Raw genomic sequence first — 24,972 nt, forward strand, 5'->3', positions numbered from 1 at the left:
CACATCTTAAACAATCGGATTTCATCGCATGACGACACTGTCCCCTACCGCAAAGGGTTATATTCTTACGCTGAGTTGCCCCAACCGCCCGGGTATTGTGGCGGCACTCAGCCAGCCTCTGTACAATGCGGGTGCGAACATTACCGAAGCCCAGCAATATGACGATATGGGAAGCGGCAGCTTTTTCATGCGTATCATGTTCGATATCGTGACCGGCAAGGCGAATGAAGCGGAAATACGCGCGCTGGTGGACGAGGTGGCAACGGAATTCCAGATGGAATACCAGCTCAACTGCCAGTCCTATCGGCCCAAGGTCATCATCATGGTGTCCAAGTTCGACCATTGCCTGATGGACCTGCTGTACCGCTGGCGGATTGGCGAACTGCCCATCGACCCCGTGGGCATTATCGCCAACCATCCGCTGGATACCTACAAGGATATCGATTTCTACGGTATTCCGTTCCATTACCTGCCCATCACCAGGGATACCAAGCCCGAGCAGGAGGCGCGGATTCTGGACGTGGTGGAAAAAAGCGGGGCCGATCTGGTGGTGCTGGCGCGCTATATGCAGATCCTTTCCAACGAGATGGCGGCAGCCCTTTCGGGGCGGTGCATCAACATCCATCATTCCTTCCTGCCCGGCTTCAAGGGTGCGCGGCCGTACCACCAGGCTTATGACCGCGGTGTAAAGCTGATTGGCGCCACGGCGCATTACGTCACCCGCGACCTGGATGAAGGGCCGATCATCGAGCAGGATGTCGAGCGTATTTCCCACGCCGACAGCCCCGAAGACCTGATCCGCAAGGGGCGTGACATCGAACGTCGCGTGCTGTCACGGGCCGTGCGCTACCATGTCGAGATGCGCACGATCCTGAACGGCGGCAAGACCATCGTTTTCGTCTCCTGAGAACGAAGGGTTTGTTCTCATGCGTGCAGATGAAAAACTGATAGACGGCAAGGCATTCGCCCGGCGCCTGCGCCACGACCTGCATGAACAGGCTGTGGCACTGCACGCCCGGACCGGAGTTGTGCCTACTCTGGCGGTGGTCATGGTGGGGGAAGACCCGGCCAGCGCCGTTTACGTCCGCAACAAGGTCCGGGCCACGGAACAGGCGGGCATGCGCTCTGTGGCGCACCACCTGCCGGGCGATACGTCCGAGGCCGAACTGCTGGCCCTGATCGCCACCCTGAACGCCGATCCGTCGGTACATGGCATTCTGGTCCAGTTGCCCGTGCCCCAGCAGATCCGGCGCGACGCGGTGCTGGACGCCATCAGCCCCGAAAAGGACGTGGACGGTTTTCATATCGTCAATGCCGGTCGGCTGGCGGTGGGGCGGCGTGACGGGTTCATTCCCTGCACGCCTCTTGGCTGCCTGATGCTGATCAAGTCCGTGCGGCCCGACCTTGCGGGGCAGCAGGCGGTGGTGATCGGCTGTTCCAATATTGTCGGGCGGCCCATGGCGCGCCTGCTCCAGCAGGAAGGCTGCACCGTTACCATGACCCACCTGCGCACGCGTGACGTGGCGGCTGAGGCCCGGCGGGCGGATATTCTTATTGTGGCGGCGGGCCGTGCGGGTCTGGTACGGGGCGACTGGGTCAAGCCCGGCGCGATCGTGATCGATGTCGGCATCAACCGTGTGGACACACCCGCAGGTGCGCGCATTGTGGGGGATGTCGCCTTCGATGAGGTTTTTCCCCATGTCGGGGCCATTACCCCCGTGCCCGGTGGGGTCGGCCCCATGACGATTGCCTGCCTGTTGCAAAATACGCTTCAGGCGGCCCGCAAGGCGGCTGCGGCCACGTAGCGGGTCATGCTTCGGCGGCGGGCAGGCCCGACGCTGCGGCACGGGGGCCGGGAATGCGGTCATGCCAGGCCTTGCGGGGTGTATCTCTTTCGTTTCGCGAATCAGATTGTCGTGTAATCTGGAATCGAAACGGAATAGGAAACGCTGCATGTCAGGACAGAAGACCGCCCTCCTGTTACCGGTGACAGCCGCCATGGCTGCCCTGCTTGCCCCTGTTCCGACTTTTGCGCAGGATTCCGTGGTGTCAGCCCCCGCTTACGGGCTGGCAGATACCGCTTATATCGCTACGTGCTGCCTGTTTGTCATGCTGATGATGCTGCCGGGGCTGGCCCTGTTTTACGGCGGCATGGCACGCAGCAAGAACGTGCTGTCTGTGCTGACGCAGGTGTTCGCGGGGGCCTGTCTGGTTATCCTGCTCTGGACCGTTATCGGCTATTCCCTCACGTTCAGCGTGGGGCCGTACCAGCCGGTTATTGGCGGGCTGCACAAGATTCTGCTGCATGGAGTGACCCCGCAGACCGCGGTGGGTGTGCTGCCGGAATATCTGTATTACCTCTTCATGGCGCTGTTCGCGGCCATTACTCCACCCATTATCGTGGGCGCGTTTGCCGAACGCATGCGTTTTGCCGCCGTGCTGGTCTTTCTGGGCGTGTGGTTCCTGATCGACTACGTGCCCATGGCCCATATGGCATGGGGTGGCGGCTGGGTGGCCGGTTGGGGTGTGCAGGACTTCGCGGGCGGGAATGTCGTGCACATGAACGCGGGTGTCGCGGCTCTTGTGGCCTCCATCATGATCGGGCGGCGTCGTGGCTTGGGCACCGTGGTCATGGCCCCGCACGACATGACCATGACCTATACCGGCGGCTGCATGCTGTTTGTCGGCTGGCTGGCCTTTTGCGGCGGCTGCGATTACGCGGTCAGCGGCCATGCGATCGAACTGGTGGTCAATACCATGCTGGGCGGGGTTGGCGGTGCGCTGGGGTGGATGGTCATGGAATGGCTGCACCGTGGGCGGCCCAGCACTTTCGGCATAGTTTCGGGGGCGGTGGCCGGTCTGGTCGGTATTACGCCGGCCTGCGGTTTTGTCAGCCCCGCAGGGTCCATTGCGGTGGGTGTGCTGACCAGCGGGGCGTGTATCTGGGCGGTGGATACGCTCAAGCTCCGGTTCGGTTATGACGACGCTTTCGATGTTTTTGGTATTCACGGCGTGGGTGCGATCGTGGGTGGGGTGCTGACAACGGTTTTTGCATGGCCTGTGCTGGGCGGTGTCGGTTACGAGCACGGCCGCACACTGGTTTCGCAGATGGGCGTTCAGGTTTTCATCATGGGGTTCAGCATTGTGGTGTCGGCTGTGGCGACCGTTATCGCCATGAAGGTCGCGGCCCTGACAGGCGGCCTGCGCGTGGCAGAGGATGTGGAGGAAACAGGTCTCGACCTGCCCTGCCATGGTGAAATGGCCTACCGCTTGAACGCTTTTGGCGGAGATGACGAAGCCCTGTTCGGCTGACAGGGTTGTGCCGCATAGGCCGTGCCTATTTGCCGGAAGACCGCAGAGACGTGTGAGAAAATAGTGGACCGGAAAAGAGCAGAAATTTTTCTGGATGGTGGATTTTTTAAAAAATTCCGTGTTCTTCAGGTTTTTTTGAAAAAATTCACCAGAGACTTGCAGAAAGCCGTGGAATGTTTTGCAGGTTGGTTTTGGATACGGGTTCCTGAAAGACAGTTCTGTCGCGGTGTGGGTGTTGCGTCTCAGGTAATGGTTGCGACTGTCTTGATCCGTGCGCGCGGATAGATTTCGGATTGTGCAAGAACGGATACGGCAGGGCGCACGCGTTCTACAATGGCGTACATGGAATCCCGCACAGGGGTCGAGACCACAACGACTGGCATTTCCCCGTTGGTGGAAACGGTATTGAACACATCGCGCAGTTTGACGACAAACTGGTTCAGCATCGAGGGCGGCATGGCCAGACGGCGTTCTTCAGCCGGGCCGGTCATGTGCGAGATGAATTCCGACTCCCATTCCGCCGAAAGCGTGATCATGGGAATATATCCCGCAGGCCCGACAAGCGCGTTGCAGATCTGGCGCGACAGGCGTACCCGCACATGGGCTGTCAGCGCCTGTACGCCGCGCAGCCCCAGGCCCGCGGCTTCCTGAATACTTTCCAGAATGGTCGGCAGATCGCGGATGGAAACCCGTTCGGCCAGCAGCGATTGCAGAATACGCTGCACGGTGCTGAGCGTGACCTGGGAGGGAATGAGATCGTTGACCAGTTTCTGCTGGTCGCGGGGCAGGTCGTCCAGCAGCGACTGGGTTGCCACGTAGGTCAGCAGGTCGGGCAGGTTCTGGCGCACCAGTTCGCTCAGATGCGTCACGATAACGCTGGCGGGGTCCACCACCGTGCATTTCAGCGCCACGGCCTTGGCTTTCAGCGACGGGTCGATCCATACGGCGGGCAGCCCGAAAGCTGGTTCCGTGGTCTTGTCGCCCGGCAGGGGCGGGGCCATGCCGGCCGGGCTCATGGCCATCAGCCGTCCGGGTTTGACTTCCCCCGCGCCAATCTCGATTTCCTTTAGCTTGATGACGTATTTGTCCGAGGGCAGGAGAATGTTGTCCTGAATGCGCACGGGCGGTGTTACGAAACCCATTTCCGTGGCAACACTCCGGCGCAGCGCCTTGATCTGCTCGGTCAGTTGCGAATCGTCGCCGCTGGTCAAGGGCAGAAGGCCAAAGCCCAGTTCCAGCCGCAACAGGTCGAGCTTGAGCACATCGGCAATGGAGGGTGCGGCCGGTTGCGTGGCAACGGCTGTGACATCGCCGTCCGTATCCTGGGTCGGGGTTTTATGCCGCATCCATGCACCGGTTCCGGCGGCGGCGGCAATCAGCAGGAAGGGCAGGGCCGGCAGGCCGGGCATAAGGGCGAAAATGGCTGAAAGCGTGGCCGCCAGGGCCAGGGGCTTGGGGTTGCCGCTCAACTGGCGCACCAGTGTGACGTCGGCAGATCCGTCCGTGCCGCCCTTTGTCACCACGATACCCGCGGCAGTCGAGACCAGCAGGGCGGGGATTTGCGAGACCAGCCCGTCGCCCACTGTCAGGGTGGTGAATGTATTGGCGGCTTCGCTGACCGGCATGCCGTGGCGCAGGACACCGATGGCAAGCCCGCCCACGATATTGATGCCGGTGATGATGATACTGGCTATGGCGTCACCACGGACAAACTTGGCCGCGCCGTCCATCGCGCCGTAGAACGTGCTTTCGTCCTCCAGATCCTTGCGCTTCTGGCGGGCGGTGCGGTCGTTGATCGCGCCCGTCGACAGGTCTGAATCGATCGCCATCTGCTTGCCGGGCATGGAATCCAGGAAGAAGCGCGCCGCCACTTCGGCGATACGGCCCGACCCTTTGGTGATGACCATGAAATTCACCACCAGCAGGATACTGAACACGATCCCGCCGATCACGACATCGCCCCCCATCAGGAACCCGCCGAAGGCGGCCACAACATGGCCGGCGGCGTAGGTTCCCTCGCTGCCATGGCTGAGAATGAGGCGTGTCGTCGCGATTTCGAGCGACAGTCGCAGCAGCGTGGTCAGCAGCAGCAGGGTGGGGAAAGACGTAAAATCGAGCGGGCGTTCGAGAAAAAGCGCCACCATCAGGACAAGGACAGAGGACGTGATGGAGAGCGAAAGCCCCAGATCCAGGATAAAGGTCGGCAGCGGCACGATCAGGATGGACAGCAGCAGCAGCACGCCAAGGGCAAGGCCCACGTCGGTGCCGGGCAGCATGCCGCGCCATGACACGTTTTTCCATCCGCCCGCGCGCAGCGTATCGGCCGACTGTGTCAGGCTGCGTGACGCGGATGAAATCTTGCCCCGGGCCATAGCCGTGGTTTCAGCGAGCTTTCCGCCGCCCGGCTTTTTGCCTGATGTGCCTTCAGCCGTATTCAAGAACCACGCTTCCTTCCTGGTCATGCGTCTTTAGTTGCGCGGCGTTCCACCGCTGTCTGTCGGGCAAGGCGGATGTCGGGCGTGCTGCGGGCTGGCCATGCCTGCGGCCAGCCATTCGAGCGCGAAATTACTGGTATCACCACCGTTGAGCAAGGAAAGAAAATGACCGATAAGCGGACAGGCATGGCGACTTGCCTCTTGCGATACCGCGCAGGTGCGTGATGCAGTGGTGTGCGGCAGGTCAGGTGGTTTGAGGGCCGACGCCATGGTGCGGCAGGTAAAAAACAGGGGGCAGGGCTTTGACGCAGGATATGGCGCCAACCACGGAAAGCGAAATGCAGGACACACAGGCGATACCGGCTGCTCAGGCAGATGCGGGACGGCTGCCGGATGGTGACATCGACGCTGCACAAGCCGACCTGCTACAGGCCCCGACGACGCAGAAACTGGTTCAGGTCTGTGATCCTCTTTTTGTTAAAGAGCAGCATCTCGACGCTTTGCGTCTTCTTCTGCAGGTGGTGTCCAAGAACCTGGAAGATACTGCGCTCTGTCTTGTGGCTGCGGCCCTGATCGTCAAGCATACGGCCCGTCATGACATCGTTGTCAAACTTCTGCGCAATGTGGTGCTGCGGGAGCCCCAGAACCTGGAGGCCGCGATGTGGCTGGCTGACACGTTGCTGGTTACGGGCGACGTCAATGCCAGCATGCAGCTTTTTATTGATCTTATCAATAAATATCCAAAAAAACGCGTGAATCTGTGCGAGCATGTTTCTGTCTCCCTCATGGATGCGGGATATCAGCTTGAAGCTCTGAAAATTCTGACATACTGGCTGGAGCAGGGCCCAGCGACAGGCGCGCTCATGAACAACATGGCCTGTGCGCTTATCCGTCTTGGCAAGTCCGAACAGGCGATCGAATGGTACCGGAGGGGGATGGAAATCGACCCTGGCATGTCCGCTCTTGTTATCGGTCATGGTTTTGCGCTGCTCAAGTCCGGGCGACTGGGGGAAGGCTGGGCGCAAAGTTTCAGGCGTGAACTTGCGGCCAAAAACATGCCGGACTGGGTGCTGGCCCTGCCGCGCCTGCACCTGGGTGACAGAGTGGCGGGCAGGAAAATCCTTGTTTTTCAGGAACAGGGTTTCGGGGATACGTTGCAGTTCATCCGCTCGGTCTCTTTTTTGCACGAGCAGGGGGCCGAGGTTACCGTCGTTGTGTTCCGTACACTCGTGCGTCTGCTCCGCATGTCCTTTCCCGATCTGAATGTGGTCGCCCTTGAGGATATTGACGAAACAGCGACCTATGACTGTGCCACCCCCATTCCGGATCTGCCGTATCTGGCTGGCGTGAAGACCGAGCAGGATATTCCCGCGCATGTGCCCTATCTGCGGGCGGACGCGCAGGATATTGCAAGATTCGCGACAGTCCTGCCGCCCGCAAGGCCGCGGATCGGGCTTGTCTGGGCGGGGGACAGGCGCCTGAAATCATCGGACGTGCTGACGGATATGCGGCGCTCGACCAGTCTGGCAGACATGGGTGCCGCCCTGAGCCCGGTCGATGCTACGCTGGTCAATCTTCAGCTTGGTTTTCCGCGAAGCGAGCTTGCACGCTGGGATGGCCAGGCAGTGTTCGACCTCATGGGGGATGTGCGGGATTTTGCCGATACGGCCGCCATCATGGAAAATCTGGACCTGATTATTTCGGTCGATACATCTCCCGTGCATCTTGCCGGGGCGCTGGGTCGGCCGGTGTGGCTTGTAAGCCGTTGGGATGCCTGCTGGCGCTGGGGAGATGAGGGCGAGACCTCGGCCTGGTACCCCACCATGCGTATTTTCCGCTCGCAGGAAAAATCGTTTGTGCCCGTTCTCAAGAAAGTTGGGGCGGCCCTGCAGCAATGGGTGGCGGACTGGAAGAAAACCGAGGCCGGTCACTGAAATAAAATCTGTGCGCTTTCCCGGCTGGCGCGTCTCGCGCAGCCGGGAGGAATACCGCTTTGCTGACCCGCGCCGGTTCGGAGCCGGGTTTTATGTGTGGCGTCAGGCAGCCCGGAGAGTTCCGCAGCAGGCTGCTCTGGGCCGGGTATCCGTCGTCTGGACTGGTTCGAGCTTATTCATCGTCCTGCCGGACAGGCGGGATGACAGGCCGCTGCACCGGGTTGGCGCGGTAAGAGGCCAGGGTGCGCCCATGGGTGCCTTCCGTAACGGGACGACGGGCGACGGGTTCGGTGTAATGGCGCGTGCCCGTAAAGGGGCGGAACATTCTTGGCGGCATGACGGGTGCGGCTGCGGCTCCGCTGGGGGCCTGCGCTACCATGACCGGGTTCTGCGTCTGCGGGGCGTTGGCCGGCATGGCCCGCGCAAGGCGTGGTGCCTGGGTCGGGGGGAGTGTGTTCGTGGGCATGTGCTGCGGCATCATGCCGAAGGGGGAGTGGTCTTTCGCGCGCGGGTCCGGCAGGGCGCGTCCGTCCTGCGGCACCGCCCATGCCTCCAGTACTTTCCACTGGTATGGTGTGCCGATACCCGGTGTCTGCGAATGATAGGCCGCTGCGGCGCGCGGCCAGCTTCCCATCTTGTTATGTAGCTGAAGCAGGAAATTCCCGGCGTACAGGGCATTTCGCGTGGGGTCGAACGCCTGGTCGAGCGATGAAAACGCATCGGGGTGCTGTTGCAGGTTGACCTGCATGCAGCCGATATCGAGCGAGTAAATGCCCTGCAGGTGGAACAGTTCCACGGCGTCCAGCGCGTCGCGCCGGGTGGCGTAGTAATGGCCGACCCCTTCGGCCGTGATGGTCCACGGCCAAGGGGACACCACGCCGCCGTCGGGCCTGCCGCTTTCTACCCGGCTCATGGCCGCCAGAAATCCGTCGGGAATGTGCATGGCCCGTTCGGCCTGTGCGGTCGCGGCAATACAGAGTTCCGCGTCGGGCGAGCGGGCGACAGCCTGCGGCATGGGTATTGCCAGCACAGCAAGCAGACCCAGAGGTCCGGCCCGGCGGGGGAAGGGTGAAAACGACATCGCGCGTTCAGCCGTGTGGCATATCATGCAACATGGGGTGGAGCCGGGTCATTGCGCCGCCCAGTGGGGTTTGCCGGTCATGGTCGTCATTATCCTGCCTTGGAGGCGGCCTGTTCGGGGCTGTTCGACTGAGCCGGGCCCGGGGGTGCCACTCCATGGGAGAGGTCTGTCGCCATGTTCCATACCAAATTCCATATGATCCTGAATATGCCTTATTGTCGTGGCCCGCGTCTTTTGCGGGCGGTACGGGCCGCGCGGTGCGATCCGCATGGCCATGAGCATTGAATGTCAGGGCCAGTCGGCGTATCCTGCACACAGGGTGTGGCGTGGTTCCCAGACCATGCAGCGAGAACGCAAGGGTAGTCTGTTTATGAGGAATCGCCTCAAGGCGAGTACTGATCGGCGTTGCCATGGCCTGCCGGGTGCGGGTCGCAATGTCAGGAGTATCCGTGTCGGTCGCGCCGTCGGGGCCTGTCTTGCACGCCGGGCCTTTGCCCTGCTTGTGACGGTGTGCCTGCTGGCAGGCCTGAGTGGTATCCATACCGCCAGGGCCGCTCCCGTCAGGATCAAGGATATCGTCGATTACGAAGGCGTGCGGGACAACCAGCTTGTCGGCTACGGTCTTGTGGTCGGCCTGCGGGGTACGGGCGATCGTCTGACCAACACCATCTTCACGCGTGAAACGCTGATCGGCATGCTCAACCGGCTGGGCGTGAACATTCGCGACCGCGAAATCCAGCTCCAGACCCATGACGTGGCCGCTGTCATGGTAACGGCAACCCTGCCGCCGTTCTCGCACGGGGGCGGGCGGATTGACGTTACGGTTTCAGCCGTGGGTGACGCGCGTGATCTTGCCGGCGGCACCCTGCTTGTCACGCCGCTCCAGGCGGCCGATGGTGAAGTGTACGCCGTGGCCCAGGGATCGCTGGTGACGAATGCTTTTTCGGCGGGTGGGGCTGGCGGTACTGTCACGCAGAATATTCCCACAAGCGGGCATATTGCCAACGGGGCGGTGGTCGAGCGTGAGGTGCCGGTGGTGCTGGGGTCGAACGGTGTCATTCACCTGTCTTTGCATAACCCCAACTTCACCACGGCCAGTCGCATTGCAGACGCCGTGAACCGTTCCATCCTCCGGGGGATTGCCCGCGTGGACGACCCGCGCACCATCGCAGTGGACCTGTCCGGGCGCGACGCGGCACAGATGCTCTACCGTATTGGCGATCTGAGGGTCGAGCCCGATACCATGGCCAAGGTCATTGTGGATGAAGCCAGCGGCACCATCGTCATGGGTGATAATGTCCGTATCAGTACCGTGGCCATTGCCCAGGGCAACCTGACCATTCAGGTGACGGAAACCCCGGTTGCCTCGCAACCCGGGCCGTTTTCCAATGGTACGACCGTTGTGCTGCCCAGAACCCAGATCAATGCCAGTACGGATAATTCGCACCGTCTGGGTATCCTGCGCGAAGGGCCGACACTGGCCAGCCTTGTATCGGGCATGAACGCGCTGGGCATGGGTCCACGCGACATGATCGGTATTCTCCAGGCCATCAAGGCCGATGGCGCACTCCAGGCCGATCTTGAGGTAAGGTAGCAAGAGCATGAGCATAGACAGTGTCACCTCCTCTCTTTCCGCCGCGGTCAAGGCTGAGGGCGCGCAGTCCTCGGGGCTGAGCGCGAGCCAGATGGAACAGGCCCGCAAGGCGGCCGTCGAATTTGAGGGCATGACCATAGGCGAACTGCTGCAACCCATGTTCGACACCGTGGACAACTCGGATGATGTGTTCGGTGGGGGCGATGCGGAAAAGCAGTTCCGTTCCCTGCAGGTCACGGAACTGGGCAAGCAGATCGCGCATAACGGCGGTATCGGTATGGCTGACACGCTCTATACCCAGATGCTGAAAATGCAGGAGCAGGCCCAGGCATCCTCGCCGGTGCGCATGCGCGCCCAATCGAATTCCCAGTCGAATGTCCAGTCGACTATTCAATCGGCACCCCAGTCGCAGGACCAGACAAACGCCGTCTCGCAGGTCCAGTCATGAGCAGGGATCTGGATAAGGCGTCTGCCCGGCTTCTGCGCTGCTTCGACGATGCATGTCAGGTGATCGAGAAAGAGAACAGCCTGCTGGTGGACGGAAAACTGTCCGAGGCCGTAGCCCTGCTGAAAGCCAAGCAGCAGCATATGGAAAAACTCGAGCATGCCCTGGCGGCGGATACTGCCGCGCCTGTCTCCCAGCCGGAAGGGCGCGGGACGGTTGCAGGTACGGGTACGCCGGACGTTGATGTCGCAGTTGCAGCCGTCGGGAACCCGCAGGACGCGCTTGCGCCGTCATCTTCACCGGCTTTGGCCCGCTCGCCAAAATTAAACGATGCCGCCCGCCGTTTTGCGGATCTGGCAAGCAGGAACCGTGTCCTGCTCAGAAACGCCATCGACACCCAAAACGCTCTGCTCAAGCTGATTGTTGTCGACGCGGTGCAGGATGCGGGGACGGGTTACGGCGCGTCGGGCCGGTATACCATGGACACTCAGGCCCATGGTGCGCTGGCACTGCGTAGTGACGTCTGATAACGCGGCGCCTGTGACAGGGGTCGCGGGGATTATACCTGTCACGGCCCGGGCGGTCCGTTTTTCCGGCCTGACGGTGCCTGGGCCTGTCCATCGAAGCAGAGCGGTCTAATGTCCGGCATGGAGAACTGTCAGTTGCGTGCACATGAGCGTTTTTCTGGCGGGATGGCCAGGGTGCCGGGTCTTGCAGGAGCGGGGGCGGCTCTGGCGTTGTGCGTAGCACTTGCTGGCTGCACCCCACCCGCAAAACCCTATCTGGACGAAGGCAGAAAACTGGCGCAGGCCGGGTTTATCGCACATGCCGCTGATACCACAGCGCGCTACGCCATGATGAACACGCTCCCGCCGGGTATGGTCACGTACCGGCCCTCTTCCGTGGGGCCGGTCTATCTTTACGCTGACCCCATTGGGTGCGGCTGTGTCTATATGGGGTCGGAAAACGCCTACAGGGCCCTGCAAAGCATAGATACGGTCATGGTCAGGAAAAAGGTGGTTTCTGCCGTGCCCGAAATGCCCGAGATGGAGGCCGAAAACAGGCGTGATACAGCCGCATGGGACTGGAGCGCCTGGTCATCCGCCGCGGACCCGGGGCCCAGCCAGCCCAGGCATGTCACGGGTGGGTACTGGTAGGCGGCATCTGCCGCGTGGGGAGCGAGGGTGCGCAGGGCCAGGTTGTGTAGTAGGTGGGTCAGCCCATAGCCCTGAAAAATGCTCTGTCACCGCTGTTTGCCTGGGTCTTGATCTGCAAGGACCGGGCAAATCCGGTCAGCCCGGCTTTTTAAACAGACATCTTCTGCCCAAAGCAGCGAAAAGTACCGGTACCATGCGCGGCCCTGCCGTTGGGGGGCGTATTGCGAGCATTGTTCAGGGCCGGGTCTTTCGCGGCCATGATGTCCAGAGCGTTCGGTCGGGCTTAGCGGCGGCCCCGGTTTCTGGACCGACCGGATGAGTTGCTGACTTTGAGGATTGGCGCTGTGGAGGGCTCTGTCTCATCCGTGCGGGCCAGAAAGTTTTTTTCCAGCATCTGCATACTGGGTTCCTTGCGCAGGGGAGCGTTGGAGAGAGCCGTTTTGTCGGCGGTTGCAAGCGCCTGCGGGTTCGCGGACCCAGCGCCTGCCGCGCCATGCCCGGTCTGCGGAGGGGTGGGACGTGTCCTGTCGTCCTCGGCCGGGGCGTTGGTGTCCTGCTGGTTGTCGGCGCTTTCAGGCCCGGCTTCGGCCAGAAGGGTCTCGGCTTCCTTGATCAGTGTGATCCGGATCGCACTGGCCCGATCGATCAGGTTGCCAAGCCGCTTTTCCTGCGACGGCAACTGGGTGACCAGTGCTTCGATCCGGTCGGCTGTCGCGTCCGCCTTGCTGACAACGCTGTCGAGTTCCACCCCGGCCATCTTGGCCTGCTCGATCATGCGGCTGAGCGGGCGGCCGCTGACTTCTCCCGCGACACGGAGTTTTTCAACCCCTTCCTCAGCACTTTTTACGCTGCTTTCCAGTTTCTCGACCAGAGCCAGCAGGCTTGCGCGGTCCCGTTTGAGATTGGACAGAATGCGGCCGAGGTAAAAACTATAGATTATTCCCAAAAGCAGGAAGAACGACAGAACGATCTCTATGATCATCTGAATCTGTGTCAGCATCTGCCTGAAGGTCTCCAGTCTGGTCCGCCTGCCGTAGCGGGCCGGTTATAATACGGTAAGCGGGTGCTTTTAGGCTTTGCCCGCAGGGGCGTCGGGTACGGATGGCGCGGGTGCGGTTGCGGGCGCGGTATGGTTGTGCGGGCTGTCCGCGGGGACAAGTCTTCTTTCCACCTTGACGGCGGCCTTGCCATGGAGCTGCCCCAGTCGACCTTCGAAAAGCTGGGTATGGCCGCATTGCAACCTGACATGCAGGGGTGTTCCCGTCTGGTGGGGAAAGGTGATCTGCATGCCCGGTTTAAGGTTCAGGACCTCGGAAAGGGCAACGGTCTTTTCCTCGAACACAGCGGAGACTTCGACATCCGTTTCCAGAATTTCGGAAATGAGATGGCTTTCCCAGATGGAATCCCGACCGAACCGCTCGCCCATGAACTGCTGTGACAGCTGGTCGCGCACAGGCTCAAGCGTCGCGTAGGGGATGATCAGGTCAAGATTGCCGCTGCGGTCTTCCATATCGATATGGAGCTTGGTCATGACCACCGCGTTCGACGCGCGGGCGATTGCGGCAAAGCGTGAACTGACTTCAAGTCGCTCAAACGACAGGTCGATCGCACAGACGGGGCTGAACGCGGCCGACAGGTCGTTCAGTGTCAGCACGATCAGCTTTTCGATCAGCGCGCGTTCGATGGCGGTATGTGGCCGTGTTTCCGTCCCGACATGGCCGGTGCCGCGCGGCCCGCCCATGAGAATATCGATAATGGAATAGGACAGCGAGGAATCCACGACCAGAAGGCCGTAGTTTTCCCATTGCATGGCCTTGAAAACCGCGAACAGGGAGGATGACGGCACGGCGTTCATGTAGTCGCCAAAACACATGGAGCGCATGCTCTCCATGGTGATCTCGACATTGTCGTTCGTAAAGCTGCGCAGGGTGGACGAAAGCAGCCGCACCAGCCGGTCAAAGACGATCTCGAGCATGGGCAGGCGTTCGTACGCCACAAACCCCGCCTTGATCACGCGCTCCATGCCGGTTTCTTCCTTGGTGGGAAGTCCGGCAAAGGTATTGCCCAGCAGGCTGTCGATCTCGGATTGGTCCAGGACGTGCCCGCTCATCATATCATTCTCATGCCCGGCAGGGCTGTGGGGTGCTGTAATGGTGTCGTCATGGGCCGCATCCGCCGGCGAATGCGCGTCGGCGTCGTGTTCGGCATCATCTGTCCTGTCGTCTGTACTTTGCATGTCGTTTCCGCAATATTTCCCGATCTGGCGCGACGGTGGTGGGGCTGTCGGCGTCTGGGCTTATTGGACAAGAAATTCGACAAGATAGAGATTGGTCACCTGCAGGGGGGCCAGTTCAGCCTGCAGGCGGCGCAAAATGGCTTCGCGCAGTCTGTAAATGCCGTTGCCACGAATATCCTGCGGGCGTGTTTCATGCAGGTAGGTCTGGAAAATATCCTGAATGACGGGAACGCTGTCCTGAAGGGACGTGGCATCCTTCGCGCCGACAATTTCCACCTTGGCGGTCAGTTTGACGTAGACTGTCCGTCCATCTCCGCTGTCGAGGTTGGAAACAAGGGTGGGGATACCCAGAATAATCGGCGGGTGCAGCATGCTGCCCGCTTCCTTTGTCTGTTTGGTGACATCGCTGCGGATGGAATGGAACAGATTGGTGAATTTGCCTACGGCAACCCCGGCCACGACAAGGGCAAGAATGACCGCGCCAAGGAACATGACCTTGCGTTTACGCAGGTTAGAGGCTGAATCAGCGGACGCTGTCTCCTTGTGATCTTCCCCCGCGGAGGAAGCGGGCACGCCGCCGGTAACAGTCTCACTCATGTCTGGTTGGCTCCGGGAATGGTTGAATAAACGCACCAGCGCGCAGTCTAGCTACTGGACCGCGCCTACTCAATGGTTTCTGTCAGGCGCAGGCTAAAGTTGCGGGCTGGTGGAACCGTTCATGGGGGAGCGGGGACGGCAGACAGCACCTGCCTGCAGGCGGGAATTCCGGTTTTTGGCAGCTAAAACAGCGGGATGCCACGAAAATCCGCACGCAACACCGCCTCGCACCCAGCCATGTGGGCCTGCAGGCCTGCGGGCAGGGCGCTCGGTCCAGAATGTCGGGTTTTCGTCCGGGTGTACGGCGGGGCCTGTCCTGATCAGGCAGCCCCGCCGGGCCAGCGCGTAGCTGTTAGCCCTGCTTCATGGCGATGGTGGCCTGGAGCAGGTTATCGGCGGTCGTGACAACCTTGGTATTGGCCGAATAGGCTTCCTGCGCGACGATCAGGGCGGACAGGTCGCTGGTCAGATCGGTGGTGGACGATTCGACATAGCCGACCGAAAGCGTGCCCGTGCCGTTTTCGCCGATCAGGCCGGTCTGGGCGCTGCCGGATGAAGCCGTCGCCGTGTAGGCCTGGCCGTCCACGGCGTTCAGGCCGTTGACATTGGCAAAGTTGCTCAGCGCCACTTTGGCAATAAGCTGCGTGTCGCCATTGTCGAAAGACGCCATGATCGAGCCGTCGCTTTCGATGCTGAGGCCGGTATAGTTGCTGCTCGTTACACTGTCGCTGACCAGCGTGGGGGAGCTTGTCGTGGTGGTGGACACTGTCGTGCCCGTGGTGCCGCCGATCGTGCCCAGGTTCATATCGATCGACTGCACGGAACCGTCGCCATATGTCACGGTCATGGGAATGGTGGCGGCCGCGCCGCTCAGGGTCGAGGAGACGTTGTTGCCACTGCTGTCGGTGATCGATGCCAGGCTGCCGCTGTCGTCAAAGGTGACGGTATACGGGCCTGCATTGCTGACCGTAACGGTGCCGACACCGCTGGGCGAGGTCGCGGCCGTACCCGTAACGGTCCAGGTATTGGTTCCGGTCTGCGTCCAGTTCAGTTGCACGGCGCCGGAATTGCTTGTGGGGTTGGTCTGGTTGTAGTTGCCGTCGTACACCGTGGCGACGGCCGAGGTGGCGGTGCCGCTGTTGTCGGATTTGGAGAGCAGCGTGGCCGTTGTCGTCAGGGTTGTGGTCTGCGTCGGCCGGAAGGCGATGTCCGAGACCTTGATCGGCTCCAGCGTGGTCTTGAGCGCACCGGTGGTGGCATCCACGTTATAGCCGTCCAGATAGTACCCGGCGGTGTTCACCAGGTACCCGGCGTTGTTCTCATAGAACTCGCCGTTGCGGGTATAATACTGCTGCTGCTGGAACTGCGTGGTGCCGGACGTCGTGGCACCCGTCTCCTTCGAGACATCGAACAGCCCGCTGCCCGAAATCGTCATGGCCAGGGTGTCGGTGCTGCTTGAGGCCGTGCCCTGGTTATTGACGTGCTGGACAGTAACGGCGGCGACCGAGTCAGACACACCTTCCGCGAAGGCGGCGCCTGTCAGGGACCCGGCCACAAAATCCTGGAATGCCGTGGTGTTGGCCTTGTAGCCGACGGTCTGGCTGTTGGCGATGTTGTTACTGAGGTTCGTAAACGCCGTGGACTGCGCGTTGATGCCGCTGACAGCCGTGGAAAGGGCATTGAAGACCGACATGAGTTATCCCTGCCTTGCGCGCGCTGCTGTATGTCCCGTCCCGCCATCGGGTTCCCCGGTTTCGGGGTGAACCAGACGAGCGTCTTACGGCACGGAATGGCGGCTGAATACATTCCCAACGCGACATCTACGCCTTATTGCCCTTTTGACTAGCACGTGCGGCACGAAACGCAAGGTTTTCCTGCATTGTTTGGTGGTTTGGCGGGCTGTTTCCGGCGTAGGGCAGGCGTGCCGGTCCGCCGGGGCATTCAGCGGCGGGGTGCCGCGCGGGAGCCGGGGGTTTTCAGCTTCATGACATAGGCGATGATGGCCGCCACGGGCTGGAAATATTCCGGTGGGATCTCGGAATCCAGCGGCATGGTGTATAGGGCGCGGGCCACGGGCGGGTTGGAGACGACCGGCACCCGGGCATCCTCGGCCGTGTGGCGGATACGTGCCGCAAGGTCGTCCGCTCCCTTGGCAATGATCCGGGGCGCGTGGTCGGCCCCGTTTTCATACAGCAGGGCGACGGCGTAATGGGTTGGGTTTGTAATGACCACCGTGGCCGTCTTGACAGCCTGGAGCATGCGCTGGCGCGCCCGTTTGCGGCGCAGCACCCGCAGGCGGGACTTGACCTGGGGGTCCCCCTCGGTCTGGCGTGTTTCGTCCTTGATTTCCTGAAAGCTCATGCGCAGCTTGCTCAGCCTGTGGTAGCGCGTCCAGAGATCGTCCAGCAGGGCGATGGCGCATTGCACGAGCAGCACGGTCAGTGTCGCGTACATGAACCATGACACCAGTTCGGACGTCAGGCGTGTCATGGTCCAGCGCTCGGCCTGCGGTGCTATGGCGAGTGTTCCTTTCGCCACGCCAAAAAGCAGAAAGGCGAAAACGCTGAACTTGACCATGCTCTTGATCAGTTCGATCACGTTGGTAATGCCGAACAGCCGCTTGATGCCGTTCATGGGCGACAGGCGCGAGATATCGGGTATCAGGCCCTGCGGGCGGAACAGCAGCCCGGTCTGAAGCATGCCGCATGCCAGCACCGTGACAAGGCTTGCCAGTACCAGTGGCATGCCCAGTTTCACGCCTTCAAGGCCGGCCTGTCGCGTCACCCGGGCGATCGAGGTCATGTCGGTCGGGATCTGGTCGAAGTGTTCCACAATACCGTGCATGTTCTGGACGAAAACGCGCGCGGTAGAGGCCGCGGTCAGGGCGAAAACCAGCAGGAACGCACCCAGGACCGCGAACATCTGCACCTCGCGCGACTGGGCGATATTGCCTTCCTCGCGCGCGTTTTCCAGTTTCTTGCTTGTGGGGGCCTGTGTCCGTTCGCCACCCCCCGACGCATCTTCGGCCATGGTCGGGTGTCCTCAGTGGCCGGGTGTGGCGGCGCCAATGCCGGGAAGCCCCAGCAGCAGGTCGCCCATTCTTGCCTGCCATACCCCTGTCATGACCTGGATCAGCATGGCCAGAAGAAAAACACCCCCCAGAAGCTGGGCCGGCATGGCGAGGGAATAAACCTGAATGGCCGGCAGCAGCCTGTTCAGCACCCCCAGCATGGCTGGCCATAATGTGCCGATCAGGATGAACGGCCCGGCCAGTTGCAGGCCCAGCGCAAAGGTCTGGGCCGTGGCGTGCGTGACGCTGAGCGCCATGTCGCTGATCATGGGCATATGTCCGGGCGGAAACAGCGCATACGACCCCGTGACGGCGGCAAGGGGGAGTGCATACAGCCCGGTGGACAGGAAAATGACCGGCACCAGGGATGACGCCATGTGGCTGATGGCCGTGCTGGCCGCCCCCAGTTCGGGGTCTGGCTGAAGCACGCTGCTCAGCCCGGTAAACACGGCAATGATCTGCATGGCGATGGCGATGGCTTCGGACACCAGACGGGCCAGCAGCCCGATAAACGCCCCGCACAGCAGTTCGCCCACGATCAGGGCAACCGCCAGGAACGGGACATGGATGGCGTGGGTCGCCACGTCCATCAGCCGGTCCTGCAGGACCGGCAGCACGGCTACCGTAATGCAGAGCGCAAGCCCGGCCCGGACCACCATGGGGGATGTCGTATCGCCCAGCCCCGGCGATGTCATGACCAGGGCGCTGATACGGCACAGAATGATAAGGAACAAGGCGGCAAGAACCGCGACCGACCCGCCGGGGATATACGGCACCCCGGTCATTCCCGCGTGCTGGCCCGGCTGTCTGGCCCCATCCGTCGGGGCAGGCGGCCACCAGTGCCGCGTAACTGCGGGACTTGCGTGGTCATCAGGACCCGCCAACCAGAATCATCTGGTCGAAAATGGTATGCGCGTAGGTATTGAGGGTCGAATACATGAACGAGCCGGTCATGAGCAACGCGGCCATGGCGGCCACGAATTTCGGCACGAAGGAGAGAGTTGCCTCGCTCACCTGTGTCATGGCCTGGAACAGGGACACCAGCAGCCCCGCGCAAAGTGAGGCCAGGAGCGACGGCGCCCCCATTTTTACCGCGACAAGCAGCGTCTGGCGCAAAATTTCATGAACATCGACCGTATGCTGCATGTCGTGGCCTAGATCGACATTTTCATGACGTCCTGGTACGCCTGAACAACCCTGTCCCTGACGGTCGTGACCGTTTGCAGGGTCAGTTTGGCTTCCTCGACCGATGTGGCGATATCCGTCAGGCTGCCCTTGCCGGACAGGCCGGTCGCGGTCTGGGCTTCGGCCGTCTTGCCGGTGGCGATGGCGCCGGTCAGCGCGTTGTTCAGTACGTCCGTAAAGCCCGACACGGCATCGGGGGTCTGGGTGGCGCTGCCTGTATCCAGCCCCGTGCCGGTGGATTGCAGGCTCTGTTGGGTCTGCCCGTAGGCGTTCAGCGCATCGAGACTGCGTGTGACATCGCTAATCATATATGGCGGTACTCTATAATATGTTGACCATCAGCCCGATGGCTGAAAACCCGGACAACCGCGTTATCGCGGCGGATTATAACCGGTTTGCAGTTTACGCATTGCGGCCCCATAAGGCCAGAGGCTTTTCCGCCCGCATGGTGCGTGACGCCAGAATCTTGGGCCTGCCGGTTGATGGTCCTGCCACGACGTGAAATGGTAGGCGCGAACAGGCCTGTCCGGACGGGACGGAGTGTATATTTTCGGCCATTCCGTCCGGCCCGGCCCGGCCATGTCATGCCGCATGGCGTGGGGCCGGTCCGCAGACCCGGCATCTGGTGCATCTGGCGCGGCGGGTTGTCCCTGGCGGCCCGGGGCCATGGCGGGTGCTGCCTGGTGTTGGTATTTCAGTCGGATGATCGGATCGTGCCGATCAGCAGAATAAAGGGTGCGACAGGGTGAACATGCGGAGCTTGGCGCACAGGGTGCACGGGACTGCGGCGCTGCCGGGTTTGCGCAGGATCTTTCTGGTCATGGTGCTGGTGGGGGGCACGCTGGCCATGACGGCCGGCGCGCATGTGGCGTTTGCCCGGAGCACCGGTCTGGCCCAGACAGGGGATGACGGGATTCCCTGCCCTGCCGGTCCGGTTCATATTGTGGAGGTGCATGCCTATGCCGGGCAGGCCGAAGGGGTGGGGGCCGGTCTTTCAACCGGCGTTGCCTCGGGCGAGGTCTGCGCATCGGATGCCACCCGTTTTACCGATGTCGTAACGCGCGGCACACCCGGTGACAGCAGCGGCCAGACCGCCACGGGTGAAAAAACCGGGGTAGAGGGCACGATCCAGATTCACGGGCGTACCGCGCAGATGGACGCCAACATCTATATTCCCATGGGCATGGATATCGCCCAGTGCGCCCAGCAGGATACCCAGCAGCAGGATGGGTCCCAGCCCGCAGCACCCTGCAAACCGCACCCATTTGTAGCGAGCTTTGCCGGCACGTGGGTTTTTACGCCGGGAAAATGGTCACGTTTTTCCGTGGGCACGGATGCCGCGGGCAATCCCGTCACCCTGGTGGTGCGGTTAAGCAATGGTCCGCAGGAATAAGCTGTGCCTGTCCCTCTGTCTTCGGGCGCCCTGAAGACAGAGCGTCCTGAAGACCAAGCGTATTGACCTGCGTACCCGATTCCCGTCGTTTTTGATGCCACGCATGCGTGGCGCTGATCGTCATTTCGTCCCTGAAGCGTGGTCATTTCCGGGGCGATATGCGTGTCATGAATATGGCCGGGTGTCCCGGTTCCCTGGAGTGGCAAAAAAATTCACGGCGAGAGCGAAAAAAGCGTTCTGGTAACTTTCTCTTAGCCATTGGCGCCTCTATTGGGCCTTGAGCGGGCGTGACCAACGGTCCGCAACAGCATGGAGAAGACCCCGTGAGCGTTTCTATCAACACCAACACCTCCTCAATGATCGCCATTGAAACCCTCAATGCGACCCAGACAGCCCTGAGCCAGACCGAAAACGCAGTCGCCACCGGTCAGAAGGTTTCCACCTCCGCCGACAACGCCGCGTCTTACGGCATTGCGCAGCAGATGACTGGTAACGTTGCTGGCCAGAGCGCTGTGAACGATGGCCTGACCTTTGCGTCCCAGATCGTCAGCTCCACCAATACCGCCGCCAACAGCATCCTCAGCGTGCTGAAGGACGTGCAGCAGCAGGTCACCTCGCTGGGTGATAACCAGTCCGCTACTTCGCTGGCGCAGATCAGCTCACAGATCACCAGCGATCTGGCTGAAATTGATACTATTGCCCGTAACGCCACCCTGAACGGCGTCAACCTGCTGTCCGCCAGCACCAGCGATGGTCTTGGTATTTCCTCTTCCTCTCTGAGCTTCGTGACCGGCCTGCAGGGCGACCAGCAGACCATTACCGGGTATGCCACAACCTCCTTGGGCTCCAGCTACAAGACCCAGCTGTCCTCTGCTTCTGTGACGGTTAGCGGCGCATCTTCCATCTCCACCAAGAACTCTCTTACCGATCTTCTGGGTCTTGGTTCGAGCGCTTCCATGGGTGCGGATGCGACCAGCAACGTGTTCGTGACTGCCGATGGCACCCTGAATACCAACAACTTCAGCGTTGCAGGTACGACGGGTCTGGCTGGCATGGTCGCGCTCGTGCAGCAGGCTATTATTGCCATGACGAACGTCACCTCCGATCTGGGTGCGAAGGCGAACGTCATCACCAGCATGTCCGCTTACGGCACCACGCTGTCCAACAACCTGACCTCTGGCGCGGGCGCTCTGACCGATGCCGACATGACGGCCGAAAGCGCGAAGCTCACCTCGCTGCAGACCAAGCAGTCCCTGGGCATCAAGGCGCTGGCGATTGCCAACTCGCAGTCCCAGAACCTGCTGTCCCTGTTCCAGTAAGGCGCTTTTACACTTCAGGCCTTGTGTCTGGTGTGTAGGCAGAAAATCCCTCCAGCTTCGGCTGGGGGGATTTTTTTATGTCTTGCGCGACAGCAGCCCGACAGTGGTCGTCAGGTGGTGCGGGACGAAAAACGACTGAGAAAGGGTGCGCTTGCACTATACCCGGCCCTGCAACACGGGGGCGAAGTCTCGGGTGTCCCAGCCTTATTATTCGCGTGGGTATTCATCTGCTACAGAAGGTCGGGGTTGTATTTCCGGGTAGGGATAATGTCCGGGCCGCATGCGCAGCCTGCCGAGCGGCACGGTGTTCCCCCATGGTGGATTTGGGCTTGTTCCGGCGTCAGTTTATTGGGGGGCGCGGCGTAGGGCAGAACTGTTATGGCTGCGGGGCCTGGTCGGCTCGGAATGACAGGACGTTGATTGGCCATGCCGGGCGCTGCGGCGCTGGCCTTGGCAGCCTGGCCCTAACTCGGGCCACCTTACATCATAAAACCATTATGCCTCAGAACGGCAGGATACTGTCAAGAATCTGCTGGCCGTAGCGTGGGGTCTGCAATTTGCTGAGCTGGCCGCGTCCGCCGTATGAAATCCGGGCTTCGGCTATTCTGTCGTGGGTTACGGTATTGTCTTCGGTAATATCCTGCGGCCTGACGACACCGCTGACCATCAACTGTCGTAATTCGCCATTGATCCGGACTTCCTGCCGGGCCACGACAACGAAATTACCGTTGGGCAGCACCTGCGTAATCGTGCCCGCGAGAGACAGGGTTACGGTTTCGTTGCGTCGGATCGTGCCGGCTGCGGTGTTCGCGCTGGCGCTGCTGGTATCCAGTGCCGTCGAACTGCTCAGGCGGGACCCCTGATAGCCGAAAAAGCTGGGAATACCGAAATTCTCCGATCCACTGCCCGCAGCCGATGTGTTGTCCGTCAGTGCCGCGTTGTCGGCGATCAGCACGCTGATCTTGATCAGGTCTCCAACCTGCGAGGCGCGCTGGTCCTTGAAGAAGGCGCGGCTTCCCGGTCGCCACAGGCTGCCCACTTCCGTAGGTGGCGGCTGCAGCGGCGGCATGGGCATGGTCACGGGGCGGTAATCGGGGGCCTGGGTCGGGTCCGATGTCTTGGTCATGCGCGGTGGATGGCCGGTTTCGCTCAGGTCGGCCAGACCCGAACAGCCGGACAGGCACAGCAGCCCCGTGACAACGGCACCAGACAGGCGGTGTTTACCCAATGGTCAGCTCCCACGCATTGAACGGCTACCGCACTGACATGTCTGACCGCGAATTGGCGCGGGCAGATGCGGTCAGGCGGCGCAGGGTGTTTGAATCGGACGGAATGGCGGTCGATCCGGCATCGACCTCGATTTCCGATGTGTTGATGACCCGCCCTGTCACAATCATGGCCGTGGCCGGGTTCAGGGCGCGTACATATTGTCCCGCTCCGCCGTCTTCCAGCGCACGGCCGGTTGCTGCCAGATGGATGCCGGGAGAGGAAAACGCGATCAGAACCGGATCGCCTTTGTGGATCAGCACCGTGCGGTGCAGGTCCCGGTCCAGAACCGGCTCGCCTGCCAGAACCGTGTTGGCGAGCGTCATGCCATCCACATCGGCTTCGTTCGCGTAGGTTTTGGCGTTCGGGGTGCCGGTATAGGAATCGTTGATCTGCACGTCGGCCGGGGTAATGACGGCCCCGGTCTGCAAGGCATGCGAGAAGACCAGAACCTTGCGCGCAGCATGTATGGCCCCGGTCAGCATGAAGGAATCCTGCGTGACGTCGCCCGTGGGCTGTGCGCGATAGACGGTGGCGGAAAACCGGCCGCTATGCTGGTCCCAGTTCAGGTCGGACAGCACCACCGGCTTGGAATCGCTGGGGGACACCATGATGGGGTGAAAGTCGAAAAGATCGACCGAGACAGCGCCAGCCCCGATATCGGGCAGGTTTTTTTCAACCAGATCGGCAAAATAGGCTTTGTCCAGCACCCGCCCCGCCCGGGTAATGGTTGCCAGTGCCGAGGCGGACTGGTCCAGCCAGTCGACCCCATACTGATCGGCAATGGCAATCAACTGGCCCCCACCGACCTGAATGCTGGCGCCTGGTGCGGGTGCCGGGCCCAGAACCTTGTCCTGGCCCGGTTCCAGATCGGCAAAAAGATCGGACAGTTTGACGGTGTCGGAGGTAATGACTGTGGCGGTCCGGAGGGTTGCCGCAGACAGGGGGGCGGGGTGCAGCGCCACACAGGCCATAAAGGCCATGCCCCCGATCGCAGCGCGCCACAGCATGGTTATTTCAGATTCGTCAGGGTCTGAAGCATTTCATCCGACGCGGTGATGACCTTGCTGTTCATTTCATAGGCGCGCTGGGCTGTGATCAGGTCCGTGATTTCGGTCACCACGTTGACAGAGGATTCCTCAAGAAATCCCTGCCGGATCGACCCGTAGCCCACGCTTTGCGGCGTGCCGAGATTGGCCGTGCCGGAGGACGTGGTTTCCGTGAACAGGTTCTGGCCCATGGCGGCCAGGCCGTTTTCGTTCTGGAAAGTGGCAAGCTGCAACTGTCCTGCCACCTGCGCCGTCGTCTGCCCCGAAACCGTGTACTGCACCTGACCGGTCTGGTCGACGGTGATGTTTTCGGCATTGTTGGGCAGGGAAATGTCAGGTGTCAGCGGGTAGCCGTCGGCGGTGACGATCGTGCCGTCCGAAGACAGGGAGAACGTGCCGTCACGCGTGTAGGCATATTCGCCCGAAGGCAGGGTGATACGGAAATATCCCGTCCCTTCAACGGCCAGATCCAGCGCGTTGCCGGTCTGTTCGAGCGTGCCCTGTTCGTTGATCCGGTAAATGCCCGCGGTGCGGACACCAAGGCCCACCTGCGCGCCGGCAGGCACAAGATCGCCGGTATCGGAACTCATGGTGCCGGCGCGGCGCAGGTCCTGGTAGATCAGGTCCTGGAACTCCGCCCGGCGCCGCTTGTAACCCGTGGTGGTCATGTTGGCGATGTTGTTGGAAATCGTCTCGACGTTCGTCGTCTGGGCCTGCATGCCCGTGCCGGCGATATCAAGGGAACGCATCATCGGATGACAGTCCTCCGGGTTGGCCGCATTATCCGGCCTGCCCAACGTGACAGATGTGGATCAAGGGTGTCGTGCCTGCCGCGTTATTGTCTGCGGCATGGCAGGCGTATTCGTTCCCCACAGGTAAGACGATGCCGGCCCGATGGC

General features: G+C 61.4%; 24 protein-coding genes. 11 read left to right on the plus strand and 13 right to left on the minus strand.

Annotated elements, in window-relative coordinates; all coding sequences use genetic code 11:
• The first annotated feature begins 28 nt into the window (after positions 1–28).
• From purU to ABF990_RS04945, 3 genes are all read left to right on the plus strand, one after another.
• Positions 29–907: a formyltetrahydrofolate deformylase gene (gene purU, locus ABF990_RS04935; RefSeq protein ID WP_415499900.1), complete on the plus strand. Its 879-nt coding sequence runs from the start codon at positions 29–31 to the stop codon at positions 905–907.
• Positions 908–926: 19 nt separating this feature from the next.
• Positions 927–1,805 (plus strand): bifunctional 5,10-methylenetetrahydrofolate dehydrogenase/5,10-methenyltetrahydrofolate cyclohydrolase, encoded by an 879-nt coding sequence (locus ABF990_RS04940; protein ID WP_415499899.1) that lies wholly within the window; start codon positions 927–929, stop codon positions 1,803–1,805.
• A gap of 148 nt (positions 1,806–1,953) precedes the next feature.
• Positions 1,954–3,312 (plus strand): ammonium transporter, encoded by a 1,359-nt coding sequence (locus ABF990_RS04945; RefSeq protein ID WP_415499898.1) that lies wholly within the window; start codon positions 1,954–1,956, stop codon positions 3,310–3,312.
• A 242-nt stretch (positions 3,313–3,554) separates the two neighbouring features.
• Here ABF990_RS04945 and flhA read toward each other — a convergent pair whose 3' ends face one another.
• Positions 3,555–5,588, minus strand: a complete 2,034-nt coding sequence (flhA, locus tag ABF990_RS04950; RefSeq protein WP_415499922.1) for a flagellar biosynthesis protein FlhA — start codon at positions 5,586–5,588, stop codon at positions 3,555–3,557.
• Positions 5,589–6,061: 473 nt separating this feature from the next.
• Between flhA and ABF990_RS04955 the strand changes: the two genes are divergently transcribed.
• Positions 6,062–7,681 (plus strand): glycosyltransferase family 9 protein, encoded by a 1,620-nt coding sequence (locus ABF990_RS04955; RefSeq protein WP_415499897.1) that lies wholly within the window; start codon positions 6,062–6,064, stop codon positions 7,679–7,681.
• A gap of 172 nt (positions 7,682–7,853) precedes the next feature.
• Here ABF990_RS04955 and ABF990_RS04960 read toward each other — a convergent pair whose 3' ends face one another.
• The gene (locus ABF990_RS04960) at positions 7,854–8,762 is read right to left on the minus strand and encodes a transglycosylase SLT domain-containing protein (protein WP_415499896.1); all 909 of its coding nucleotides are present in this window, start codon (positions 8,760–8,762) and stop codon (positions 7,854–7,856) included.
• Positions 8,763–9,132: 370 nt separating this feature from the next.
• On the opposite strand from ABF990_RS04960, the gene ABF990_RS04965 reads away from it, so the two are divergent.
• The 4 genes from ABF990_RS04965 to ABF990_RS04980 all read left to right on the plus strand — a co-directional run bounded on the left by ABF990_RS04965 (position 9,133) and on the right by ABF990_RS04980 (position 11,958).
• Positions 9,133–10,356, plus strand: a complete 1,224-nt coding sequence (locus ABF990_RS04965) for a flagellar basal body P-ring protein FlgI (RefSeq protein WP_415499895.1) — start codon at positions 9,133–9,135, stop codon at positions 10,354–10,356.
• A gap of 7 nt (positions 10,357–10,363) precedes the next feature.
• Positions 10,364–10,804 carry a rod-binding protein gene (locus ABF990_RS04970; RefSeq protein ID WP_415499894.1) on the plus strand — a complete coding sequence of 147 codons (441 nt, stop codon included), beginning with the start codon at positions 10,364–10,366 and terminating at the stop codon, positions 10,802–10,804.
• Positions 10,801–11,328, plus strand: a complete 528-nt coding sequence (locus ABF990_RS04975; protein WP_415499893.1) for a hypothetical protein — start codon at positions 10,801–10,803, stop codon at positions 11,326–11,328. The genes ABF990_RS04970 and ABF990_RS04975 overlap by 4 nt, the downstream gene beginning before the upstream one ends.
• Positions 11,329–11,439: 111 nt before the next feature.
• Positions 11,440–11,958, plus strand: a complete 519-nt coding sequence (locus tag ABF990_RS04980) for a hypothetical protein (protein WP_415506487.1) — start codon at positions 11,440–11,442, stop codon at positions 11,956–11,958.
• A 283-nt stretch (positions 11,959–12,241) separates the two neighbouring features.
• Here ABF990_RS04980 and ABF990_RS04985 read toward each other — a convergent pair whose 3' ends face one another.
• The 8 genes from ABF990_RS04985 to ABF990_RS05020 all read right to left on the minus strand — a co-directional run bounded on the left by ABF990_RS04985 (position 12,242) and on the right by ABF990_RS05020 (position 19,354).
• Positions 12,242–12,958 (minus strand): DUF6468 domain-containing protein, encoded by a 717-nt coding sequence (locus ABF990_RS04985; RefSeq protein ID WP_415499891.1) that lies wholly within the window; start codon positions 12,956–12,958, stop codon positions 12,242–12,244.
• Positions 12,959–13,027: 69 nt separating this feature from the next.
• Positions 13,028–14,194 carry a flagellar motor switch protein FliM gene (fliM, locus tag ABF990_RS04990; protein ID WP_415499890.1) on the minus strand — a complete coding sequence of 389 codons (1,167 nt, stop codon included), beginning with the start codon at positions 14,192–14,194 and terminating at the stop codon, positions 13,028–13,030.
• A gap of 60 nt (positions 14,195–14,254) precedes the next feature.
• Positions 14,255–14,791: a flagellar basal body-associated FliL family protein gene (locus ABF990_RS04995; protein ID WP_415499889.1), complete on the minus strand. Its 537-nt coding sequence runs from the start codon at positions 14,789–14,791 to the stop codon at positions 14,255–14,257.
• A gap of 352 nt (positions 14,792–15,143) precedes the next feature.
• The gene (locus ABF990_RS05000; protein ID WP_415499888.1) at positions 15,144–16,484 is read right to left on the minus strand and encodes a flagellar hook-basal body complex protein; all 1,341 of its coding nucleotides are present in this window, start codon (positions 16,482–16,484) and stop codon (positions 15,144–15,146) included.
• 248 nt (positions 16,485–16,732) lie between these two features.
• Positions 16,733–17,821 (minus strand): flagellar biosynthesis protein FlhB, encoded by a 1,089-nt coding sequence (locus ABF990_RS05005; protein WP_415499887.1) that lies wholly within the window; start codon positions 17,819–17,821, stop codon positions 16,733–16,735.
• Between the two features lie 12 nt (positions 17,822–17,833).
• The gene (locus ABF990_RS05010) at positions 17,834–18,646 is read right to left on the minus strand and encodes a flagellar biosynthetic protein FliR (RefSeq protein WP_415499886.1); all 813 of its coding nucleotides are present in this window, start codon (positions 18,644–18,646) and stop codon (positions 17,834–17,836) included.
• Between the two features lie 85 nt (positions 18,647–18,731).
• Positions 18,732–19,007 carry a flagellar biosynthetic protein FliQ gene (locus ABF990_RS05015; RefSeq protein WP_415499885.1) on the minus strand — a complete coding sequence of 92 codons (276 nt, stop codon included), beginning with the start codon at positions 19,005–19,007 and terminating at the stop codon, positions 18,732–18,734.
• 8 nt (positions 19,008–19,015) lie between these two features.
• Positions 19,016–19,354, minus strand: coding sequence for a flagellar hook-basal body complex protein FliE (locus ABF990_RS05020; protein WP_415499884.1), 339 nt, complete (start codon positions 19,352–19,354; stop codon positions 19,016–19,018).
• A 20-nt stretch (positions 19,355–19,374) separates the two neighbouring features.
• Here ABF990_RS05020 and ABF990_RS05025 point away from each other — a divergent pair, with 20 nt between their 5' ends.
• The 3 genes from ABF990_RS05025 (at position 19,375) to ABF990_RS05035 (ending at position 21,758) form a co-directional block, all read left to right on the plus strand.
• Positions 19,375–19,548 (plus strand): hypothetical protein, encoded by a 174-nt coding sequence (locus tag ABF990_RS05025; RefSeq protein WP_415499883.1) that lies wholly within the window; start codon positions 19,375–19,377, stop codon positions 19,546–19,548.
• A gap of 297 nt (positions 19,549–19,845) precedes the next feature.
• A complete protein-coding gene (locus ABF990_RS05030; protein WP_415499882.1) occupies positions 19,846–20,439 on the plus strand; it encodes a hypothetical protein in 594 nt (197 codons plus the stop codon).
• 323 nt (positions 20,440–20,762) lie between these two features.
• Complete coding sequence (locus ABF990_RS05035; RefSeq protein WP_415499881.1) at positions 20,763–21,758, plus strand: flagellin; 996 nt, start codon at positions 20,763–20,765, stop codon at positions 21,756–21,758.
• 502 nt (positions 21,759–22,260) lie between these two features.
• Here the strand turns inward: ABF990_RS05035 and flgH are convergent.
• From flgH to flgG, 3 genes are read right to left on the minus strand one after another with little or no spacing between them, the layout of a single operon-like run.
• On the minus strand, positions 22,261–22,986 hold the full coding sequence (gene flgH, locus ABF990_RS05040) for a flagellar basal body L-ring protein FlgH (RefSeq protein ID WP_415499880.1): 726 nt from the start codon (positions 22,984–22,986) through the stop codon (positions 22,261–22,263).
• Positions 22,987–23,011: 25 nt separating this feature from the next.
• Positions 23,012–24,034 (minus strand): flagellar basal body P-ring formation chaperone FlgA, encoded by a 1,023-nt coding sequence (gene flgA / locus ABF990_RS05045; RefSeq protein ID WP_415499879.1) that lies wholly within the window; start codon positions 24,032–24,034, stop codon positions 23,012–23,014.
• Positions 24,035–24,036: 2 nt separating this feature from the next.
• Entirely contained in the window at positions 24,037–24,822 is a 786-nt protein-coding gene (gene flgG, locus ABF990_RS05050) for a flagellar basal-body rod protein FlgG (protein ID WP_415499921.1), read from the minus strand.
• Positions 24,823–24,972: the final 150 nt, after the last annotated feature.

Source organism: Acetobacter sp. (genome assembly GCF_047723915.1).
In the GTDB taxonomy this organism is placed as follows: Bacteria; Pseudomonadota; Alphaproteobacteria; order Acetobacterales; family Acetobacteraceae; genus Acetobacter.

Excerpts from the sequence above, each read along its gene's own strand:
- purU (WP_415499900.1), top strand. The coding sequence starts at position 29 with ATGACGACACTGTCCCCTACCGCAAAGGGTTATATTCTTACGCTGAGT.
- ABF990_RS04940 (WP_415499899.1), top strand. The coding sequence starts at position 927 with ATGCGTGCAGATGAAAAACTGATAGACGGCAAGGCATTCGCCCGGCGC.
- ABF990_RS04945 (WP_415499898.1), top strand. The coding sequence starts at position 1,954 with ATGTCAGGACAGAAGACCGCCCTCCTGTTACCGGTGACAGCCGCCATG.
- flhA (WP_415499922.1), bottom strand. The coding sequence starts at position 5,588 with ATGCTGCCCGGCACCGACGTGGGCCTTGCCCTTGGCGTGCTGCTGCTG.
- ABF990_RS04955 (WP_415499897.1), top strand. The coding sequence starts at position 6,062 with ATGGCGCCAACCACGGAAAGCGAAATGCAGGACACACAGGCGATACCG.
- ABF990_RS04960 (WP_415499896.1), bottom strand. The coding sequence starts at position 8,762 with ATGTCGTTTTCACCCTTCCCCCGCCGGGCCGGACCTCTGGGTCTGCTT.
- ABF990_RS04965 (WP_415499895.1), top strand. The coding sequence starts at position 9,133 with ATGAGGAATCGCCTCAAGGCGAGTACTGATCGGCGTTGCCATGGCCTG.
- ABF990_RS04970 (WP_415499894.1), top strand. The coding sequence starts at position 10,364 with ATGAGCATAGACAGTGTCACCTCCTCTCTTTCCGCCGCGGTCAAGGCT.
- ABF990_RS04975 (WP_415499893.1), top strand. The coding sequence starts at position 10,801 with ATGAGCAGGGATCTGGATAAGGCGTCTGCCCGGCTTCTGCGCTGCTTC.
- ABF990_RS04980 (WP_415506487.1), top strand. The coding sequence starts at position 11,440 with ATGTCCGGCATGGAGAACTGTCAGTTGCGTGCACATGAGCGTTTTTCT.
- ABF990_RS04985 (WP_415499891.1), bottom strand. The coding sequence starts at position 12,958 with ATGCTGACACAGATTCAGATGATCATAGAGATCGTTCTGTCGTTCTTC.
- fliM (WP_415499890.1), bottom strand. The coding sequence starts at position 14,194 with ATGCAAAGTACAGACGACAGGACAGATGATGCCGAACACGACGCCGAC.
- ABF990_RS04995 (WP_415499889.1), bottom strand. The coding sequence starts at position 14,791 with ATGAGTGAGACTGTTACCGGCGGCGTGCCCGCTTCCTCCGCGGGGGAA.
- ABF990_RS05000 (WP_415499888.1), bottom strand. The coding sequence starts at position 16,484 with ATGTCGGTCTTCAATGCCCTTTCCACGGCTGTCAGCGGCATCAACGCG.
- ABF990_RS05005 (WP_415499887.1), bottom strand. The coding sequence starts at position 17,821 with ATGGCCGAAGATGCGTCGGGGGGTGGCGAACGGACACAGGCCCCCACA.
- ABF990_RS05010 (WP_415499886.1), bottom strand. The coding sequence starts at position 18,646 with ATGACCGGGGTGCCGTATATCCCCGGCGGGTCGGTCGCGGTTCTTGCC.
- ABF990_RS05015 (WP_415499885.1), bottom strand. The coding sequence starts at position 19,007 with ATGCAGCATACGGTCGATGTTCATGAAATTTTGCGCCAGACGCTGCTT.
- ABF990_RS05020 (WP_415499884.1), bottom strand. The coding sequence starts at position 19,354 with ATGATTAGCGATGTCACACGCAGTCTCGATGCGCTGAACGCCTACGGG.
- ABF990_RS05025 (WP_415499883.1), top strand. The coding sequence starts at position 19,375 with ATGTTGACCATCAGCCCGATGGCTGAAAACCCGGACAACCGCGTTATC.
- flgA (WP_415499879.1), bottom strand. The coding sequence starts at position 24,034 with ATGCTGTGGCGCGCTGCGATCGGGGGCATGGCCTTTATGGCCTGTGTG.
- flgG (WP_415499921.1), bottom strand. The coding sequence starts at position 24,822 with ATGCGTTCCCTTGATATCGCCGGCACGGGCATGCAGGCCCAGACGACG.